Below are 20,794 nucleotides of genomic sequence, written 5' to 3'. Positions count from 1 at the left end.
CCCGCCTTCGCGCTGTTCAGCCCGTCTGCCCGGGCGCCGACGCGCCGATCAGCACGGCCATGTTCCCCGGCTCGTGCCGATTCTCGTACAGGGCCTGATGCAGTGAACCGATCTCGTTCATCGGCTCGGCCACCGTCACGCACGGATCCAGCCGGCCCGCGCCGGCCAGCTGGACCATCGCCGCGGTCTCGCGCACGTTCGCCGCGTGCGAGCCCTGCAACCGCTTCTGGTGCATCCAGAGGAACCGCAGGTCCAGGTCCCCGTTGTAGCCACTCGTGCCGGCGCAGGTCACCACCATGCCCGCGTTGTCGCACAGATACACCGACGTCGGCAGCGTGTCGCGGCCCGGGTGCTCGAAGACGATCCGCGGGTTGCGGCGCTCACCGAGCACCTCCCAGAACTTGCGCCCGAAGGCCCGCACACCGGCCATCCACCTGGCGTACTCCGGCGTGTCCTGGTCGGGCATCCGGCCCCAGTGGTCGAACTCGGACCGGTCGATTACCCCGACCGCGCCGAGCCGCCGGCAGTGCTCGGCCTTGGCCTCGCTGGACACCACGGCGACCGGCCGGCCACCGAACTGGCTCACCAACTGGATCGCCATCGACCCCAGGCCGCCCGCGCCGCCCCACACCAGCACCGGGTCACCGGGTTGCACCGTGTGCGGGTGCCACCCGAACAGCTGCCGGTAGGCGGTCGCCGCGCAGCCGATCATCGCGCCGGCGCCCTCCCACGTGAGGGTGGGAGGCTTGGCGTAACACTGGTACTCGTCGACCAGGCAGTACTGCGAGAAGGCCCCGAAGTTGCTCTCGTAGCCCCAGGCGACCTGGGAGCGCGAAGCGGTCGGGTCCACCCCGAGGCGGATGTCGGGCGCGGACTCGTTCCACTGCAGGCCACCGAAGATGACATGGTCGCCCACGCGGAACTGGGTGACCTCGGAGCCGACGGCGTAGACCACACCGGAACCCTCGGTGCCGGCGATGTGGAAGTCGTACGGGTCGCCCTTCTTCTGCCGAAGGGCGATCACGTCGGCGGGTGCGCCGAGCGCCGCCCACACGCCGTTGTAGTTGATACCGGCCGCCATGACCGAGACCAGGACCTGCTTCGGCCCGACCGGCGGCACCTCGACGACCTCGATCTCGAACGCCTTCGCCGGCTGGCCGTACCGGCTGCGGCGGATCAGCGCCGCGTGCATGAATCGCGGGACCTCGCCCAACGGCGCGGTCGTGCCCAGGTCATGAAGCTCCTGCATCGGTCACGTCCTTTCTCGTACGGTGTGGAAGCCGGTCGCCGAGCCTCTCGACGACGACGGCGAGAGCTTCCGAACGCAGCAGGTCGCTGTGCGCGAACGGCAGCGGGTGGCCGGTCATCCGGCCGGTGACGAACGGCTTCCACCGGGCCAACGCCGCGCCCGGGTCGGTCCCGTCCGCGACGAACAGCTGCAGATCGCCGTCGAAGACCTCCGGTTCGTACGACCGGCGAAGGCGCAAGCCGGTGCGGAACGTCTCGAGCACGGTCTCCACCCGGCCGGCGAGCAGGTCGCCCAGCGGCCCGCCGCGCTCCCGGAGCTCCTCGGCGGCACGGGCCACGGTCAGCCCTTCCGTCCCGGTGGAGTCGAGTGTGACGTCGGCGGCCTCCAGCAGCACCGGTAGGACATCTTCGGCGGCGGGCACGACGATGTCGTCCCCGTCGCGCGCCGGGAACGCGTCCAGCAGCGCCAGCAGCTCGACCCGCTCCCCCGTCGCCTGCAACGCCGTCGCCATGGCGTGTGCCACCAGCCCGCCGAAGGACCAGCCGACGAGGTGGTAGGGCCCGTGCGGCTGGACCGCCCGCAGCTGCGCCACGTAGTCGGCGGCCATCTCCGCCACGTCGGCCGGTTGGTAGCCGGGGGTGCTGTAGGCGCGGGCTTGGAGCCCGTACACCGGCTGACCGGGCGGTAGGTGGCGCAGCAGCCCGTAGTAGCGCCAGCTCAGGCCACCACCGGCGTGCACGCAGAACAGCGGCGGCCGGTCACCCGCGGCCCGCAGCGGGAGCAGCACGGCGAAGCTGTCGGCCGCGCCGGCCGCCGGGTCGTCCAGCGCCTCGGCGACCCGCGCCGGGGTGGGCCCGGCGAACAGCGCCTGGATGCTCAGCCCCGCGCCGAAGACCGTACGCAGCCGGGTCAGCAGCGCGGCGGCGAGCAGCGAGTTGCCGCCCAGCGCGAAGAAGTCGTCGTCCAGCCGCACCCGCTCGATGCCCAGGACCTCCGCGAAGACCGCGCACAGCAGCGCCTCGCGGGGGGTACGCGGTGACCGGCCCGCCCCGCCACCGACCGACGGCAGTGGCAACGCGGCGCGGTCCAGCTTGGCGTTGCTGGTCAGCGGCAACCGCTGCAGCGTCACGAACGCCGAGGGCACCATGTAGTCGGGCAGCGACCCGCGCAGGTGCTCCACGAGCACCGGTGGCTCCGGCACCGTGGCGCCGGGCGCCGCCACCAGGTATGCCACGAGGCGCCGGTCATCCGGCCGGTACTCCTGGGCCAGGACGGCGGCCTGCCCGACCGCCGGGTGGCCGGTCAGCGCGGTCTCGATCTCGCCTGTCTCGATCCGGAAACCGCGGATCTTCACCTGGTCGTCGACCCGGCCGACGAACTCGAGTCGCCCGTCCGGCCGCCACCGCACCAGGTCGCCGGTCCGGTACATGCGGGTGCCGGGCGGCCCGAAGGGATCGGCCGGGAACCAGCGCGCCGTCGTGGCCGGATCCCGCTCGTAGCCCTGCGCCAGACCGGATCCGGCGAGGTACAGCTCTCCCGCGACGCCGACCGGCACCGGGCGGACGAACGCGTCGAGTACGTAGCCGCGCATGTTGTCCAGCAGCCGGCCGATCGGCACGGTGTCGCCCACCGGGTCGCCCTGGCGCATCGCGTGGTGCACCGCGAAGACCGTCGCCTCGGTCGGCCCGTAGCCGTTGGTCACCACGGTCTGCGGGCACGCCGCGAGGACCGCGCGTACCGCGTCGGCGGAGACCACGTCGCCACCGGTGCGGACCTCGCGCAGACCCGCGAAGCAGGCCGGGTCCTCCTCGGCCAGCAGCCGGAACAGCCCGGCCGACAGCCACAGGCCGGTGATCCGCTCGCCGACGATCAGGTCGCGCAGCACCGCGGTGTCCAGCGCTTGTGGCGGGGCGATGACGACCTCGCCGCCGTTGAGCAGCGGCACCCACCACTCCAGCGTCGAGGCGTCCCAGGCGTGCGGTGAGTGGAACAGCACGCGTTCCTGGCTGCCGGTGCGCCAGCACCGGTCGGCCGCCAGCTCGACGACGTCGCGGTGGGTGACGGCGGCCCCCTTCGGCAGCCCCGTCGAACCCGACGTGTACATGACGTAGGCGACCTGGTCCGGCACGACCGGCGGCAGGGCGTCGGGGCCGGACGTGTCGCCGGTGTCGGCGAGATCGTCGAGCGTCACCGGGACGACCGTCACCCGGCCGCTCAGCCCGGCGAGCCAGTCGTCTGTGCGGTCGCCGCCGGTGAGCAGGAACGGCGCCGCGGTCTCGCCCAGGATCAGCCGCTGCCGGGCGGCGGGGTGTTTCGGGTCGAGCGGGACGTACGCGCCGCCCGCCCGGCCGACCGCGAGCGCGGCGACCACCAGCTCGACCGAGCGCTCGAACAGCAGCCCCACCCGCTGGTCCGGCAGCAGGCCCAGGCCGACGAGGCGGCGGGCCAGCCGGCTGGCGACCGCGTCGAGTTCCCGGTAGGTCAGGGCATGCCCGCCCAGCCTCAGCGCGGGCGCGTCCGGCCGCTGGCCCGCCACCCGCGCGAAGGCGTCGGTGATGGTCTGCGGGCCGTCGTCGACCGGCTGCCGCGTGGCGTTCCACTCGACCAGCAGGGTGTGCCGTTCGGTCTCGTCGAGCAGGCCGAGACGGCCCACCGGCTGGTCCCAGTCGGCCGCGGTGGCCGCCAGTACCCTCTCCAGCCGTCCCAGCAGCTCTCTGGCGGTCTCCGCGGTGAACAGGTCGCACCGGTAGTCCAGCCGCAACCGCAGCCCGCCACGGGTCGGTGAGGCGGCCACGACGAGCGGGTAGTGCGCGGAGTCACGGCCGTCGACCCGGGTGACCCGGAGTCCCTCCGGCGTGCCCGTGGCGTCGTCCCCCGCGGCGTCGATCGGGTAGTTCTCGAACACGAACGCCGTGTCGAACAGCTCGCCGATGCCGGCCAGCCGGTGGATGTGCGCCAGCCCGAGGTACTGGTGCGGGGTCAGCTCCGACTGTTCGTTCTGCACCCGCCGCAGCGCCTGCGGCCAGGGCGCGCCCGGGTCGAGGCGCACCCGGACCGGCACGGTGTTGATGAACAGGCCGACCATCCTCTCGATGCCGGGCAGCTCGGGCGGCCGGCCGGACACGGTGGCGCCGAACACGACGTCCCGGCGGCCGGTCAGACCACCCAGCACGACCGCCCAGGCGGTCTGGAGCACGGTGTTGAGGGTCACCCCGGTCGCGGCGGCCCGGCGTTGCACCGCCGTGGCGACGTCGGCCGGCAGGTCGGCGAGAAGCCGCTCGGGCAGCCGGTCGGCCGGGCCGGGATCGGGCCGGCAGAGCCGGGTCGCCTCGGTGACGCCGGACAGCGCCTGCCGCCAGGCCGCCTCGGTGCCGGCTCGGTCCTGTCCGACGAGCCAGCGCAGGTAGCGGCGGAAGTCCGCGGCCGGCGGCAGACCGGCGGCAGACCCTCCGGCGGCGTAGAGCCCGACCAGGTCCCGCAGCAGCAGCGGCGCTGACCAGCCGTCGAAGAGGATGTGGTGGTTGGTGAGGACCAGTCGGTACCGCCGGTCAGCGATCCGCACGAGCAGCAGGCGCAGCAGCGGCGGACGGTCCGGGTCGAAGCCGGCCGCGCGTTCGGCGGCCGCCAGCCGGTCCAGCGCGGCGTCGCGCTCCCCCTCGGGCAGGGACGTGATGTCGGCCTCGGTCCACGGCAGCTCGACACGCTCGCGTACGTACTGCACCGCGGCGCCGTCGACCAGGTACCGGAATCCGGCGCGCAGGTTCGGGTGGCGCTCCAGCAACGCCGCACCGGCCGCCCGCAGCGCCGCCGGGTCGAGGTCGCCCTCGCAGTCCACGGCGAGCTGCACCAGGTACGGGTCCGGCCCGTCGCCGCGGTGGTGGAGGTGGAAGAGCAGGCCCTCCTGCAGCGGCGCGAGCGGCAGCACGTCGGCCAGCCCGGCCGGGTCTTCCTGCAACGCGTCGAGGTCCTGCTGGGTGAGGTCGACGAGCGGGAAGTCCGATGGGGTGTGCCCACCGCCGCCGGGCCGGCCGGCGCACTCCACCAACGCGGCGAGGGCCGCGTGCCACAGTTCGGTCAGCTCCCGCACCTCGGCGGCGCCGAACATGCCCGCCGGCCAGCTCCAGCGGGTGAGCAGCCGGGGACCGCCGGCCTCTTCGCGGGTGATGGCGCTGATGTCCAGCACGTGCGAGACGGCCAAGCCGGGATCGCTGCCGGGCAGCCGGAGTTCGTCGGCGGGGGCCGGCGACCAGCCGGTGCCGGTGTCGACGGACGCGGCACCGCCGGAACGGCCGAGGTAGTTGAAGCCGATCTGCGGCCCGGCGAGCGGGGCGAGCACCGCGGCGGTGTCGGGGTTGAGGTGGCGCAGCAACCCGTAGCCCAGGCCGTTGTCCGGCAGCGCACGCAGGGTCTCCTTGACGCGCTTGAGGAGCGTGCCGGCGTCAGACGTGTCATCCGGGTCGATGCCGCCGAGGTCCACCGCGACCGGGTACATCGTGGTGAACCAGCCCACGGTGCGGGTCACGTCCAGACCCGCGCCCGCGTCCTCGCGGCCGTGCCCCTCGACGTCGACGAGCACCGCCGGTGCGACAGAGCCGCGCCGTTGCCGCCACCGGGCCACGGCCAGGGCGAGCCCGGTCAGCAGGATCTCGTTCGGCTGCGCGTGGAACGCGGCCGGGACGGACGTCAGCAGCGGGGTGGTGACCTCGGCCGGCAGCTCGGCGGTGACGGCCTGCGCCGTGCCGCGCACGTCGCGGCCGGGATCGAGCGCCCGGGCACCGAGCGGTGGCTCCGGACGGGCCAGCATCCGCGACCACAGCGGCAGTTCGGCCACCCGGCGCGGATCGCGCGCCGCCTCGTGCAGCGCCAACGCCCAGCGGCGCAGCGAGGTGGGCACCGGCGGGAGCACGACGGGCTCGTCACCGGTCGCCGACTCCCACGCCGAGGCCAGGTCCGGCAGCAGAATGCTCCAGGAGACCCGGTCGACGACGAGGTGGTGCGCGACGATCAGCAGCCGCCCCGGCGTCTGCGGCCCGGCGTCGAACCAGACGACCTCGACGACCGCGCCGGCGTCCGGGTCGAGCCGGCGGCGGGCCGCCTCGCCGTGGGTGCCGAGCGCCTCGCGCAGGGCCGCCGCGTCCAGGCCCGCCACGTCGACCCGGCGCACCCGGTCGGCGGCGGCCACGCTGCCGCGCGGCCCGACCGACAGTTCCCAGGCGTTCGGGCGCCGGTGCAGGCGGATCCGCAGCGCGTCGTGGTTGTCCACGACGGCCTGCACCGCGCGGGTGAGCCGGTCCAGCCCGGTACCGCCCGGAACCCGCAGCAGCCTCGACTGGTTCAGGCCCTCGATGGGGCCGGTGAGCCCGCGCAGCCACGACACGATCGGCGTCGGCGGCACCGTGCCGGTGCCGTCGTCGGCCGCCGCGTCCGGCGCGTCGGCCTCGGTGACGACAGCGGCGAGGGCGGCGATGGTCTGGTGCCGGAAGATGTCGCGCGGGGTGAACAGCAGTCCGGCGGCGCGCGCCCGGCTGACCAGCTGGATGGCGACGATGCTGTCGCCGCCGATCGCGAAGAAGTTGTCGTCCACGCCGACGCCGTCCAGCCCCAACACGCCGGCCACGAGCGCGCAGAGCTGCGCCTCGCGACCGTCGGCGGGCTCCCGGCGGGAGCCGGCGGGGTCGCGGGGCGCTGGCAGGGCCGCCCGGTCGACCTTGCCGTTGACCGTCAGCGGTAGTTCGGGCATGCGTACGAAGGCCGACGGGACCATGTAGTCCGGCAGCAGCCCGGCGAGGTGGGCACGCAGCTCCGCCTCACCCGGGTCGGCGTCCGGGCGCGCGACGACGTAGGCGACGAGGCGCCGGTCGCCGGAAGCACCCGCTCGCACCAGCACGAGCGCCTGCGCCACACCGGGCGCGGCGGCCAGTGCCGCCTCGATCTCGCCCAGCTCGATCCGGAAGCCGCGCAGCTTCACCTGGTGGTCGGCCCGGCCGAGGAAGTCCAGCTGGCCGTCGGCGCGGCGGCGGACCAGGTCGCCGGTGCGGTACATCCGCTCGCCCGGCCCGCCGAAGGGATCGGCGACGAACCGGTCCGCGGTGAGCCCGCTCTGTCCGAGGTAGCCCCGGGCAAGGTTGATGCCGGAGAGGTACAGCTCGCCCGGGACTCCGGCCGGGACCGGGTTCAGCTGGGCGTCGAGGACGTACGCCCGGGTGTTGGGCAACGGCCGTCCGATCGGCGGCACGCCCGCGCGCGGCTCGAGGGGTTCGGTCATCGTCGCGCAGACCGTCGCCTCGGTGGGTCCGTACGCGTTGAACATCCGCCGTCCCGTGGCCCAGCCGGCCGCCAGATCGGCCGACGGCGCCTCACCGACGACGGCCAGCGTGCGCACCGACGGCAGGCTGCCGACGGGGAGCCTGCTGAGCACCGCGGGCGGCAGCGTCACGTGGCTGACCTGCCGCTCGGCGATCAGCTCCGGAAGGTTGGCCAGCTGCACGAGCCGGTCGGCGAGCCCCAGCACGATGCACCCGCCGGAGACCAGCGGCGCGCACAGCTCCGACAGGGCGGAGTCGAAACTCAGGGATGCGAACTGGAGCAACCGTGCGCCGGGACCGAGGTCGTACGCGACCTTGCGGGTCAGGACCAGGTTGGGGATGCCCCGGTGGGTCAGCACGACCCCCTTGGGGCGGCCGGTCGACCCGGAGGTGTAGATGACGTAGGCGGGGTGGTCGGCGGTCAGCGGCGCCGTTCGGTCGGCGTCGGTCAGGTCGCTGTCCGCCCGGGCGGCGAGGTCGGCACGCACGCCCGCGTCGTCGAGCAGGAGCCGGCGTGCGGCGGCGACGGGCAGCTGCCCCGCGACCGTCGAGGTGGTGACCAGCACGGCCGGCGTGGCGTCGGTGAGCATCAGTGCGATGCGCTCCGCCGGATAGTCCGGATCGATCGGCAGGTAGGCCGCGCCACTCTTGAGCACCGCCAGCACGGCGACGACCATGTCGGCCGAGCGCGGCACGGCGAGCGCGACGAGCTGCTCCGGTCCGGCCCCGTGGTCGCGCAGCAGGCGGGCGAGGCGGTTGGCGCGGGCGTTGAGTTCGGCGTAGGAGACCACCTCGGTGCCGAACTCCACCGCCGGCGCGTCGGGCGTGCGGGCGGCCTGCGCCTGGACCAGGTCGGGTACGAGGACGTCCGGCGCCGGGCTGGCGGCGCGCTGCCACTCGGCGAGCAGTTCCCGGCGCTCGTCGGCGTCGAGCAGGTCCACCGCGCCGATCCGCTGATCGGGTTCCCGCACGACGGCCTCGAGCAGGCGTACGAGCCGGGAAGCGATCGTCTGTGCGGTGCCGCGTTCGAACAGGTCCTCGGCGTAGGCGAGGGTGCCGGTCATCCCGGCGGGTCGGCCGTCGGCGCCGGAACTCTCGGCCAACCGCACCGACAGGTCGAACTTCGCCGACGTGGGCCCGGTTGCGGTGTCGAGCTGGTCGCTGTCGGCCTTGAGGCCGGCGGAGTCGAGGTTGGGCGGGACGGCGGCGGGCGCGCTCGCCGGTTGCAGCGACAGCATGACCTGGAAGAGGGGATGCCGCGCCAGCGACCGCACCGGGTTGAGCACCTCCACCAGACGCTCGAACGGCAGATCCTGATACCCGTACGCCGCCAGGTCAGCCTCACGCACCCGACCCAGCAACTCCCGGAACGACGGATCCCCACTCGTGTCCGTCCGCAACACCAACGTGTTGACGAAGAACCCCACCAACTCGTCGAGCGCGTCGTCGGACCGGCCCGCCACCGGCGTACCGATCGGCACATCCGACCCCGCGCCCAACCGGGTCAGCAACGCCGCCAGCGCCGCCTGCACCACCATGAACACACTCGTCCCCGTCGACCGTGCCACGGCGGTCACCCGGGCGTGCAGCCCGGCGTCGAGGACGAGCGGGACGGTGCCGCCGCGGTGGGACAGCGCCGCGGGCCGCGGATGGTCGAAGGGCAGCGTCAGCTCCTCGGGCAGCGCGGCCAGGGTCTTGGTCCAGTAGGCCAACTGCTGGGCGATCGGGCTGTCCGGGTCGCTTTCGCTGCCCAGCCACCGGTGCTGCCAGAGCGCGTAGTCGGCGTACTGCACCGGCAACGGCTGCCAGGCGGGCGCACTTGCGGTGCGCCGGGCCGCGTAGGCCTCGGCCAGGTCACGCGCGAGCGGCCCGGCCGACCAGCCGTCGGTGGCGATGTGGTGACAGGTCACGACAAGCAGGTGCTCGAGCGGGCCGAGGGCCACCAGAGCGGCGCGCACCGGCGGTTCGGCCGCCAGGTCGAAGGCGCGGTCGAGCTGTTCGCGGACGCAACGGTCGGCGTCGCCCGGTGCGGGATGCAGCACCGGGAGGGCGGGGACGGCCGCCGTCGCGGGCAGGACCACCTGGAACGGCTCCTGGTCGATCTCACGGAAGACCGTGCGCAGGCTCTCGTGCCGGCCCACCACGTCGGCGAACGCCTGCCGCAGCGCGTCGGCGTCGAGGTCGCCGCGCAGCCGCAGCACCATCGGCACGTTGTAGGTGGCGCTCGGCCCCTCCAACTGGTTGATCAGCCAGAGCCGGCGCTGGGCGAAGGACAGCGGGATGCGCTCCGGCCGCGGCAGCACCTCCAGGGGCGGGCGGGCCGGCGCCCCACCGGTCAGCCTGCGGGCCAGAGCCGCCACCGTGGGGGTCTCGAAGACCTGGCGGACCGGCATCTCCTCGCCGAAGGCCGAGCGGATCCGGCTCACCAGCCGGGTCGCCGCCAGGGAGTGACCGCCCAGCTCGAAGAAGTTGTCGTCGACGCCGACCCGGGCCACATCCAGCACCTCGGCGAACAGCGTGCAGAGCAGGTCCTCGCGCGGATCGGACGGGCCCCGCCCGGCCGGTGCGGACGGCAGCTCGGGTGCGGGCAGGGCCTTGCGGTCGAGTTTGCCGTTCGCGTTGAGCGGCAACGCGTCCAACCCGAGGAACGTCGCGGGGACGAGCTGCTCCGGCAGCGTGCGCCGCAGGTGCCGGCGAAGCTCGGCCGGCGACGGCAGCGTGGCGCCGGCTGCCGGGACCGCGTAGCCGACGAGACGATCGGCGTGCACGGCGACGGCGGCGCGGTCCACCGCCGGGTGCGCGGCCAGCACCGTCTCGATCTCGCCCAGTTCGATCCGCACACCGCGCACCTTGACCTGGTCGTCGGCGCGGCCGGCGAAGAAGAGGTCGCCCTCGGCGTCGCGTCGCGCCAGGTCCCCGGTGCGGTACATGCGGGCGCCGGGCGGGCCGTAGGGGTCGGCGACGAACCGGCCCGCGGTCAGACCGGGCCGCCGGTGGTAGCCGCGGGCGACCCCGACACCGCTGATGTACATCTCGCCGACGACCCCCGCCGGCACCGGCTGGAGGCAGGCATCGAGCAGGCGCACGGTGACGCCGTCGTTGGGCCTGCCGATCGGCGTGTCGCCCGCGTTCGCCGGCGTCAGCCGGCCCAGCGTGCAGTGGATCGACGCCTCGGTCGGCCCGTAGGTGTTGAACATCCTCCGGCCGCCGGCCCATCGCTGCGCGAGCGCGGGCGGGATGGCCTCGCCGCCGACGAGCAGCGTGTGCAGGCCCGGCACCCGGTCCCGGTCGACCAACGCCAGCACCGACGGCACGAGGACGGCCAGGTCGACGCCGTGACGCCGGATCAGCTCCGCCAGGTCCTCGCCGGAGACCATCGCCTGGGCCGGGCCGAGGCACAGGGTGGCACCGGACCCGAGGGCGATGAACGTCTCCCAGACGGAGTTGTCGAATCCGGCCGAGGCGTGCTGGAGCACGGTCCGGCCGGGGCCCGCGCCGAACGCCCGCACGGACGCCTCGATGATCGGCACGACCGTGCGGTGCTCGACGACGACGCCCTTGGGGCGGCCGGTCGATCCGGACGTGTAGATCACGTACGCCGGGTTGGCGGGGTGCCGCTCGACCGGGGGTTCGTCGGTGGGCAGCCGGGTCAGATCCGCACGGTCGAGGACCAGGACCGTACGGTCGGCGGTCCGCGGCCACCGGTCGGCGACGTCGGCGGCGGTGACCAGCAGGACGGGATCCGCGTCGGAGAGCAGATAGGCGATCCGCTCCGGCGGGTGCTCGGTGTCCAGCGGCAGGTACGCGGCGCCGGTCTTCAGCGTGGCGAGGATGGCGACCACCAGGTCGACCGAGCGGGGCACGGCGACGGCGACGGTCTTCTCCGGCCCGGCGCCGCGGTCGGCGAGCGCGTGCGCCAGCCGGTTCGCCCGCCGCACCAGCTCGGCGTAGGTGACCTCGGTGTCGCCGTACGCCACGGCGACCGCGTCGGGCGTGCGGCTGGCCTGCGCGGTGACGAGGCCGTCGAGGGTCGGCGTCCGCTCACGCACCGCCTCGGCCGCGGCGGTGAGCAGGTCCCGCTCCGGCGCGGTGAGCACGTCGAGCGCGCCGATCCGGGCGGCCGGGTCGGTGACGAACGCGCGCAGCACCCGGACGTACCGCTGGAGCATGGTGTCCACGGTGGAGGCGTCGAAGAGGTCGGCGCTGTACTCCACGACGCCTTCGATCCCCTCGGCCTGCCCGCCGGCGCCCCGCCGCTCCCCCATCGCGAACGACAGGTCGAACTTCGCCACGTCGGCGGCTTCGGCCACCGCGCTGAGGCTCAGCCCGGGCAGCTGGATGCTCGCCTCGGGGGTGTTCTGCAACGACAGCATGACCTGGAACAACGGGTGCCGGGAGAGGGAGCGGGCCGGATTGAGCACCTCGACGAGACGTTCGAACGGCAGGTCCTGGTGCTCGTACGCGGCCAGATCGGTCTCGCGGACCCGGCCGATCAGCTCCTGCACGCTCGGGTTGCCGGCGGTGCTCGTGCGCAGCACCAGGGTGTTGATGAAGAATCCGACGAGGTCGTCCAGGGTGCTGTCGGTCCGCCCGGCGATCGGGCTGCCGACCGGGATGTCGGTGCCGGCGCCGAGCCGGGTCAGCAGCGCGGCGAGGCCCGCCTGCAACACCATGAAGAGGCTGGCCTTGTTCCGCCGGGCCAGGACGCCGAGCTGCTTGTGCAGCTCCGCGTCGAGGGTGAATCGGATCTTGCCGCCCTGGTACGACGACACGGCCGGACGGCGCCGGTCGACCGGCAGGTCCAGTTCCTCGGGGAGCCCGGCGAGGACGGTGGTCCAGTAGTCGCGCTGCCGGGCGATCGGGCTGTCCGGATCGTCCTCGTCGCCGAGCCACGTCCGCTGCCAGGCCGCGTAGTCGGCGTACTGGACAGGGAGCGCCGGCAGGTCGGCCGCCCGCCCGTCGCGCCGCGCGGTGTAGGCGAGGGCGAGGTCGCGGGCCAGCGGCCGCATCGACCAGCCGTCGCCGGCGATGTGGTGCAGCACCGCGACGAGCACGTGCTCGCCCGGGCCCATGGTCAACAGCACCGCCCGCAGGGGCAGCTCCTCGGCGAGCCGGAACCCGCGCCGGATCAGGGCCCGCACCTCGGCCGCCACGCCGTCGGGCCCCGGCTCCACCACCGGAAGCGCCACCATCTCCGCCGCCCGTGCCGGGTCGAGGATCAGTTGCCGCGGTTCGCCGTCGGCCTCGGGGAACAGTGTGCGGAGACTCTCGTGGCGCATGACCACGTCGCGCAGCGCGGCGAGCAGGGCGTCGCGGTCGAGGTCGCCGCGTAGCCGCAGCACCATCGGGATGCTGTACAGCGGGCTCGCGCTCTCCAGTTCGTTGAGGAACCACAGCCTGCGCTGCGCGAAGGACAACGGCACGGTGCCCGTACGCGGCACGGCCACGACCGGCGCCCGGCCGCGCCCCGCCGACTCGGCGAGCCGGCGGGCCACGCCCGCTGCCGTCGGCGTCTCGAACAGCGCCCGGATCGGCAGCTCCGTGCCGAAGGTGGCCCGGACCCGGCCGACCAGCCGGGTCGCCGACAGCGAGTGCCCGCCCAGCTCGAAGAAGTTCTCGTCCACGCCGACCCGGCCGACGCCGAGCACCTCGGCGAACAGACCGCAGAGGATCTCCTCCTGCGGGTTGCGCGGCGGGCGCGCCTCGGCCAGCCCGCCCACCACCGGAACCGGCAGGGCCCGCCGGTCCACCTTGCCGTTGGGGGTCAGCGGCAGCTCGTCCAGGACGACCACGGTCTGCGGAACCATGTACTCGGGAAGGCTCTCACCGACGAACCGGCGGACCTCGGCGGCCACCGGCCGGTGCCCGTCGCGCCCGACCACGTACGCCACCAGGCGCCGGTCGCCCGGCAGGTCCTCGCGCACGATCACCGCGGCGCGGGCGATGCGGGGATGGCGGCTGAGCGCGGCCTCGATCTCGCCCGGCTCGATCCGGAAGCCGCGCACCTTCACCTGGTCGTCGACGCGGCCGACGAAGTCGAGCGTGCCGTCGGCGTTCCACCGGACCAGGTCGCCGGTGCGGTACATCCGGGAGCCGGCCGGTCCGAACGGGTCGGCGACGAACCGTGCCGACGACAGGGCGGCGCGGCGCAGGTATCCGCGCGCGACCCGGTTCCCGGCGAGATACAGCTCGCCGACGGCGCCGGCGGGCAGCAGCCGAAGGCCGCTGTCGAGGACGTAGCAGCGGGTGTTCGGCAGCGGGCGGCCGATCGGCACGGCGCCCGCCGAGGCCGGCGCACCGGCCGGGATGCGGTGCTCGGTGGCGCTGACGGTGGTCTCGGTCGGGCCGTAGACGTTGAGGACCGCGACGTCCGGGTGCTGCTGCCGCCAGTCGTCGAGCTGAGCGCCGGTCAGCGGTTCGCCGGCCAGCAGCAGCTCCTGCGTCGGTGCCAGGTCGACCGCCGCGGACTGCATCAGCGTCAGGTGGCTCGGGGTGCCCTTGAACAGCGTCCAGCCGGAGGGCAGGGTGGGGTGCGCGTGATCCGGGACCGCCTCCTCGATGGCGGCCAGCCGGACGCAACCGCCCGTCACCAGCGGGGCGTGCAGTGCGGTCACCGACATGTCGAACGACACCGACGAGTGCAGCAGCGCCACCCCGGCGGCCGACGGGTAGGCGGCGGCCGCGTGCCCGAGGTAGTCGGCGAGCATCCGGTGCTCCACGACGACGCCCTTGGGCCGACCCGTCGAGCCGGACGTGTAGATCACGTACGCGGGGTGCCGGTCGAGCAGCGTGGCGGTGCGGTCGGCGTCGGTCAGGTCGGTGTCGTCCGCGGCGTCCACCTCGGCCGCGACGGCGGGATCGTCGACGGCGACGACGGGCACGTCGGCCAGCCGCCAGCGCGCGGCGACCTCCCGCGTCGTGAGGAGCACGACCGGCGCGGCGTCGGCGGCCATGAACGCGACCCGCTCCGCCGGGTAGTCCGTGTCCAGGGGCAGGTACGCGGCGCCGGTCTGGGTGATCGCGTGCAGCGCCACCACGAGGTCGGTGCCACGGGGTACGGCGAGCGCGACGATCCGCTCCGGTTCGGCGCCACGGGCGACGAGTACCCGCGCCAGCCGGTTCGCCCGGCGGCGTAGCGCGTCGTAGGTCACGGCCTCCGCCGCGTCGACGAGCGCGATGGCGTCGGGGGTGCGGTGGGCCTGGGCGAGGAGCAGGCCGGGCAGGGTCCGGCCCGGGCTCTCCACGCGTGACGGCCCGGCGCCGGCGTCGAGCATGCGGCGGCGTTCGCTGGCGAGCAGCGGCTCGATGGCGGCGACCCGGGCGGCCGGATCGCCGGCGAAGCGGGACAGCACCCGCACCAGCCGGTCCAGCAGCCCGTCGACGGCCTCCGGCGTGAAGAGGTCGGGCCGGTAGTTCATCCGCAGGTGCAGCCGGGTGCCCGGTACGGCGGTGAGGCTGAGCGGGTAGTGCGAGACGGTACGGCCGGGTACGGCCTCGATCCGCAGCCCGGTGTCCGCGATGTCGGGCGCCGCCGGCAGGACCGGATAGCTCTCGAACGCCACCGCGGTGTCGAAGAGTTCCTCGGCTCCGACCAGCTGCTGGATGTCGGCGAGGCTGAGGTGCTGGTGCGCCATCAGCGCCGACTGCTCCGCCTGCACCCGCCGTGCCAGATCGCCGAGGGTGTCCGCGGCGTTCGGCCGGATCCGGACCGGCACGGTGTTGATGAACAGGCCCACCATCCGCTCGACGCCGAGGACCTCCGGGGGCCGTCCCGCCACGGTGGCGCCGAAGCAGACGTCGTCGCGGCCGGTGGCCGAACGCAGCAGCAGCGCCCACGCACTCTGCACGACGGTGTTGACGGTGACGCCGAGCCCGCGGGCGACCGACGCCAGCGCCTCGGTGTCCGCCTCGGGCAGCTCGATCGAGGTCGACTCCGGGCGCAGTGGCCGGCGGGCCCGGTCGGCGGGGGCGAGCAGGGTCGGCCCGTCGAGGCCGTCGAGGGCCTCCCGCCAGCGGGCTTCGGCCTCGGTGCGCTCGTGACCGGCGAGCCAGGCGAGGAAGTCGCGGTAGCGGCCGGCCGGCGGCAGCCGCCGCCCGTCGCCGTGCCGGTACAGCAGGAAGAGTTCCTCCATCAGGATGGGGCGGGACCAACCGTCGACCAGGATGTGGTGGGTGCTGACGATGAACCGGTGCTGCTGCGGGCCGGTGCGCAGCAGGGTGAACCGCAGCAGCGGCGCCTGCCCCAGGTCGAAGCGGATCCGTCGATCCTCCCGGGTGAGCCGGTCGGCCTCGGCCGCGATCTCCGCTTCGGGCAGGCCGGTCAGGTCGACCTCGTGCCAGGGCGTGTCCACCTCGGCGAGGATCACCTGCACGGGTTCGCGCAGGCCCTCGTGGCAGAAGGTCGCCCGCAGGTTGTCGTGGCGGCGCAGCACCATGCCGGCGGCGGCGCGCAGGGCGGCGCTGTCCAGCGGTCCGGTGATGTCCAGGACCGTCTGCACCATGTACACGTCGGGCGCGTTCTCGTCGAAGAGCGTGTGGAAGAGCAGCCCCTTCTGCAGCGGCGCCAGCGGCAACAGGTCGGCGGCGCCCGGGTGCTGGCCGAGCAGCTGGGCGATCTCGTCGGCGCCGAGCGTGACGAGCGGGAAGTCCGACGCGGCGCGGGCGGCGACGACGACGCCCGGCGCGGCCGCCCGGTCCACCAGCGCACCGGCCGCACGCTGCCACAGCTCGCCCAGCTCGCGGACGTCCGCCTCGCCGAGCAGCGTCCGCGGCCACGTCAGCGAGGTGATCAGCCGGGGGCCGTCCGACCCGTCCTGGGCGAACAGGTTCAGCTCGATCGCGTGGGCGGGTGGCAGTTCGCCGCCCCGGTCGGTGCCGAGCGCGGCGAGCGCCGGGTCGGGCTGCCACTCCCCGCCGCCGTCCGCGTGGCCGGAGCCGACGCGGCCGAGGTAGTTGAAGCCGATCTGCGGGCGCGGCGAATCGGCGAGCTGCGCACCGGCGGCCGCGCCGCCGTAGCGCAGGATGCCGTAGCCGAGGCCGTCGTCGGGCAACCCGGCCAGCAGGTCCTTGACCGCGGCCACGGTACGGTCCAGCGCCTCCGGCGCCCACCGGCCGGCCGTGTCGGCCGGGGCGCCGGTGAGGCGCACGGGGTACAGCGAGGTGAACCAGCCGACCGTCCGGGACAGGTCGGCCCCGGGCAACAGCTCACCGCGTCCGTGCCCCTCGAGGTCGACCAGTACGCCGGCGCCGCTGTCCTGGCCGCGCGACCGGCGCCACTGCGTGACCGCGAGGGCGAGGGCCGCCAGCAGCACGTCGTTGACCCGGGCGCGGAAGGCGGCCGGCACCGAGCTGAGCAGCGGCCCGGCCACCGCCGGTGGCAGCTCCAGGTTGAGGGTGCGCAACGTCTGCGCCGTGTCGCGCGTGCGGTCCAGCGGCCGGTCACCGACCAGCGGCTCGGGTTCGCGAAGCATCGCCGCCCACCGCTCGGCCTCGGCCGCCCGCGCCGGATCGGCCGCCGCGGCCTGCAAGGCGGTGGCCCAGCGCCGGAACGAGGTGCCGCCGGGCGGCAGCACGACCGGCTCCCCCGCCGCGACCGCGGTCCACGCCTGCGCCAGGTCGGGCAGCAGCACCCGCCACGAGACCCCGTCGACGACGAGGTGGTGCAGCACCAGCAGCAGCCGGCCGGGCCGGTCGGGGCCGGCGTCGAACCAGACTGCCCGGACCATCCGCCCGTGTGCCGGGTCCAGCTCGCCCCGGGCGATCGCGGCCTGTCCGGCCAGGAGCGCGACGGCGTCCGCGTCGCAGAGGGCCGCGACGTCGACCCGGCGCAGCAGCCCGGCGGCGTCGACGGTGCCGGGCGGCCCGATCCGCAGCACCGGCCGGCCGTCCGGACCGTCGGCGAGCCGGGCGCGCAGCACGGGATGGTGGTCGAGCACCGCGCGCAGGACGGCGGTGAGCCGGTCGGCGTCCAGGCCGGCCGGCACGCGCAGCAGCATCGACTGGGCCAGCCGCTCGAACGGTCCGCCACGCTCGCGGAACGCGTGCATGATCGGGGTCAGCGGCGCGTCGCCCGTACCGTCGTCGGCGGGCTCCGCGTCCGGGTGCGTCTGCTCGGCGGCGACCGCCGCCAGCCCGGCGGCGGTGGGGTTCTGGAAGATGTCGCGCGGGGTCAGCCGCACGCCGGCCTTACGCAGCCGGGCCACGAGCGCGATGGCGAGGATGCTGTCGCCGCCGAGGTCGAAGAAGTTGTCGTCCGGGCCGGCCTGCGTCACGCCGACGACGGCCGCGACGGCCTCGCAGATCACCGCTTCCTCGGGCGTGCGTGGTGCGCCGGTCGTGGCGGGGTCGGAGGCCGGCGCGGGCAGGGCCCGCCGGTCCAGCTTGCCGCTCGGGTTGAGCGGGAACTCGTCCAACGTCACCAGCGCCGTCGGCACCATGTACTCCGGTAGCCGCCGCCGCAGGTGCTCCTGGAGACCGGCGAGGGCCGGGGCCGGGCCGTCGGGAACCACGTAGGCGACCAGCCGTCGACTGCCGGAGCGGTCGGCGCGGAACAGGACCACCGCACGGGCCACTCCCGGGCACGCGGCGAGCGCCGCCTCGATCTCGCCGAGTTCGACCCGCTGACCGCGCACCTTCACCTGGCCGTCGGCCCGACCGAGGTAGTCGAGGATGCCGTCGGCGCGCCAGGCCACGAGGTCGCCGGTGCGGTACATCCGTGCGCCGCCACCGGCGAACGGATCGGCGACGAACCGGTCGGCGGTGAGACCGGGGCGGCGCAGGTATCCGCGGCCCAGCTGCGCACCGGCCAGGTACAGCTCGCCGGTCACGCCCGGCGGCACCGGCCGCAGCGCGGCGTCGAGCACGTAGACCCGGCTGTTCCACACCGGGCGGCCGATCGGCACGACCTGGCCCGTCGCCTCCGCCGGGACCTGGCAGGTGATGATTTCCACCGCGGCCTCGGTGGGCCCGTAGAGATTGTGCAGCTCGGCGTCGAGGGTACGGTGGAACCGCTCGGCGACCTCGGCGGGCAGTGCCTCGCCGCTGCACAGCACCCGGCGCAGCGTGCCGAGCCGGGCGGCGGCCGGTTCGCGGAGGAACACGTCGAGCAGGACCGGCACGAAGTGGACGGTGGTGACCCGTTCCCGGTCGATGAGCTCGGCCAGGTAGGCCGCGTCGCGGTGACCGTCCGGCCGCGCGATCACCAGGGTGGCGCCGGCCTGGAGCGGCCAGAACAGCTCCCAGACCGACACGTCGAAGCTGACCGGGGTCTTCTGCATCACCCGGTCCTCGGCGGTGAGGGGATAACGGTCCTGCCCCCACAGCAGACGGTTCGCGACGGCCTCGTGGGCGACCACGACGCCCTTGGGCCGCCCGGTCGATCCGGAGGTGTAGATGACGTACGCGGCGTGGCCGGGCAGCAGCGCCGTGACCGGGTCGGTGGCGGGCTGGGCGGCGAGTTGCTCGTGCAGCGCCGGATCGTCCAACACGACCGCCGGCGTGCCGTCCGGCAGCTCACCGGCGACGGACCCGACGGTGAGCACGCACACCGGTGCGGCGTCGGCGAGCATGAACGCCAGCCGCTCGGCCGGATAGCCGGTGTCCAGCGGCAGGTAGGCGCCACCGGCCTTGTGCACGGCGTACAGCGCGACGAGCAGGTCGATGCCGCGCGGCACGGCGACCGCGACGGTGCGCTCCGGCCCGACACCGCGCGCGACGAGCAGGTGCGCCAGGCGGTTGGCCCGCTCGTTGAACTGCGCGTACGTGAGGGTCTCGCCCTCGAACACCAGCGCGGGGTGCTCCGGGCTGCGCGAGACCTGGGCCTCGAACAGCGCCGGCAGGGTGGCCGGCGGCAACGGATGCGCGGTGTCGTTCCAGCCGCTGAGGATCCGCTCCCGTTCGGCCGGTTCGAGGGTGTCGATGCGGGCGAGGATCAGGTCCGGGTCGGCAGCCATCGCCGTCAGCGCGCGCGTCAGCCGGTCGAGGACCCCTTCCGCGACGTCCGCGCCGATCAGGTCCGCCCGGTGGTCCACCCGCAGGACGAGGTCGTCGCCGGCGTTCGCGGCGACCAGGGTGAGCGGGTAGTGCGTGGCGTCGCGCCCGTGCAGCCCGACCACCCGAAGGCCGGGAGCGACCTCCGCGTCGCGGTCGGATACCGGGTAGTTCTCGTAGACGAACGCGGTGTCGAACAGATCCCCGCCGACGACCTGTTGGATGCGCGCCAGCCCGAGGTGCTGGTGCTCGCGCAGACCCGCCTGCTCGTCCTGCAGCCGCGCGGCGATCTGCGTCCAGGCCCGCGCCGGGTCCAGCCGGACCCGTACCGGGACGGTGTCCAGCAGCAGGCCGATCATCGCCTCGCTGCCCGGCAGCTCCGCGGGCCGGCTGGCCACGATGGCGCCGAAGACCACGTCGGTCCGCCCCGTGAGCCCGCCGAGCACTGTTGCCCACGCGGTCTGGAGCACGGTGCCCACCGTCAGCCCGGCCGCGGCGGCCCGCTCCCGCAGGGCGCTGCTCAGGTCGGCCGGCAGGGGCCGCACCAGCCGCTCCGGCATCGCGCTGCGCCGGCCCGGATCCGCCGGCGCCAGGCGGGTCGGTTCGTCGACGCCGGCGAACGCCGCCCGCCAGGCCCGCGCCGCAGCGTCCCGGTCGCGGCCCGCGAGCCAGCCGAGATATTCCCGGTACGGCGTGGCGGGCGGCAGCACAGCCAGGTCGCCGCGCGAACCGTAGAGCGCGAACAGCTCCCGCAGCAGCAAGGGCATCGACCAGCCGTCGAGCAGAATGTGGTGGATCGTGATGACCAGCCGGTGCCGCCCGCCGCCGCGGGCGGCGAGCACGAATCGCATGAGCGGCGGTGCGCCGAGGTCGAAGCGGTGCGCCCGCTCGTCGTCAGCCAGCCGCCGCAACTCCTCGTCGGCCTCGGACTCCGTCAGTCCACCGAGGTCGCGCACGACCCACGGCAGCGCCGCCTTCTTGGGCACCACCGCGAGCATGCGGTCCGCCCGCTGGTAACGGAACGCGGCGCGCAGGTGGGGATGCCGGTCCAGCAGGGCCTCCGCCGCCGTCCGCAGGCGCTCGGCGTCGAGCTCGCCGGCCAGGTCGAGCGCCATCTGCACCGTGTAGACGTCGGTCCCGTCGTCGTACACGCTGTGGAACAGCAGGCCTTCCTGCAACGGCGACAACGGCAGAATCTCCGAGATCCCTGACTGCATCGCGGTGGTGCCTTCCGGTCGATGGGTGGCGGCGG

The 20,794-nt window shown here is 74.6% G+C and carries 2 protein-coding genes; both read right to left on the bottom strand.

Translation table 11 applies throughout. The annotated features are described in order from the left end of the window. Window positions 1–16: 16 nt before the first annotated feature. Complete coding sequence (gene ccrA, locus ACFY23_RS30780; protein ID WP_350684180.1) at window positions 17–1,249, bottom strand: crotonyl-CoA carboxylase/reductase; 1,233 nt, start codon at window positions 1,247–1,249, stop codon at window positions 17–19. Beyond that, window positions 1,233–20,759, bottom strand: a complete 19,527-nt coding sequence (locus ACFY23_RS30775; RefSeq protein WP_350819529.1) for a non-ribosomal peptide synthase/polyketide synthase — start codon at window positions 20,757–20,759, stop codon at window positions 1,233–1,235. The genes ccrA and ACFY23_RS30775 overlap by 17 nt, the downstream gene beginning before the upstream one ends. Window positions 20,760–20,794 lie beyond the last annotated feature (35 nt).

The organism is Micromonospora sp. NPDC000121, assembly GCF_042899165.1.
Classification (GTDB): Bacteria; Actinomycetota; Actinomycetes; order Mycobacteriales; family Micromonosporaceae; genus Micromonospora.
The sequence above is the reverse complement of the archived record's forward strand: the minus strand, read 5'-3'. Positions and strand labels throughout refer to the sequence as shown.

Bases quoted from the DNA above. Each gene is read 5' to 3' on its own strand.
- ACFY23_RS30775 (WP_350819529.1), bottom strand. From the start codon at position 20,759: ATGCAGTCAGGGATCTCGGAGATTCTGCCGTTGTCGCCGTTGCAGGAA.
- ccrA (WP_350684180.1), bottom strand. From the start codon at position 1,249: ATGCAGGAGCTTCATGACCTGGGCACGACCGCGCCGTTGGGCGAGGTC.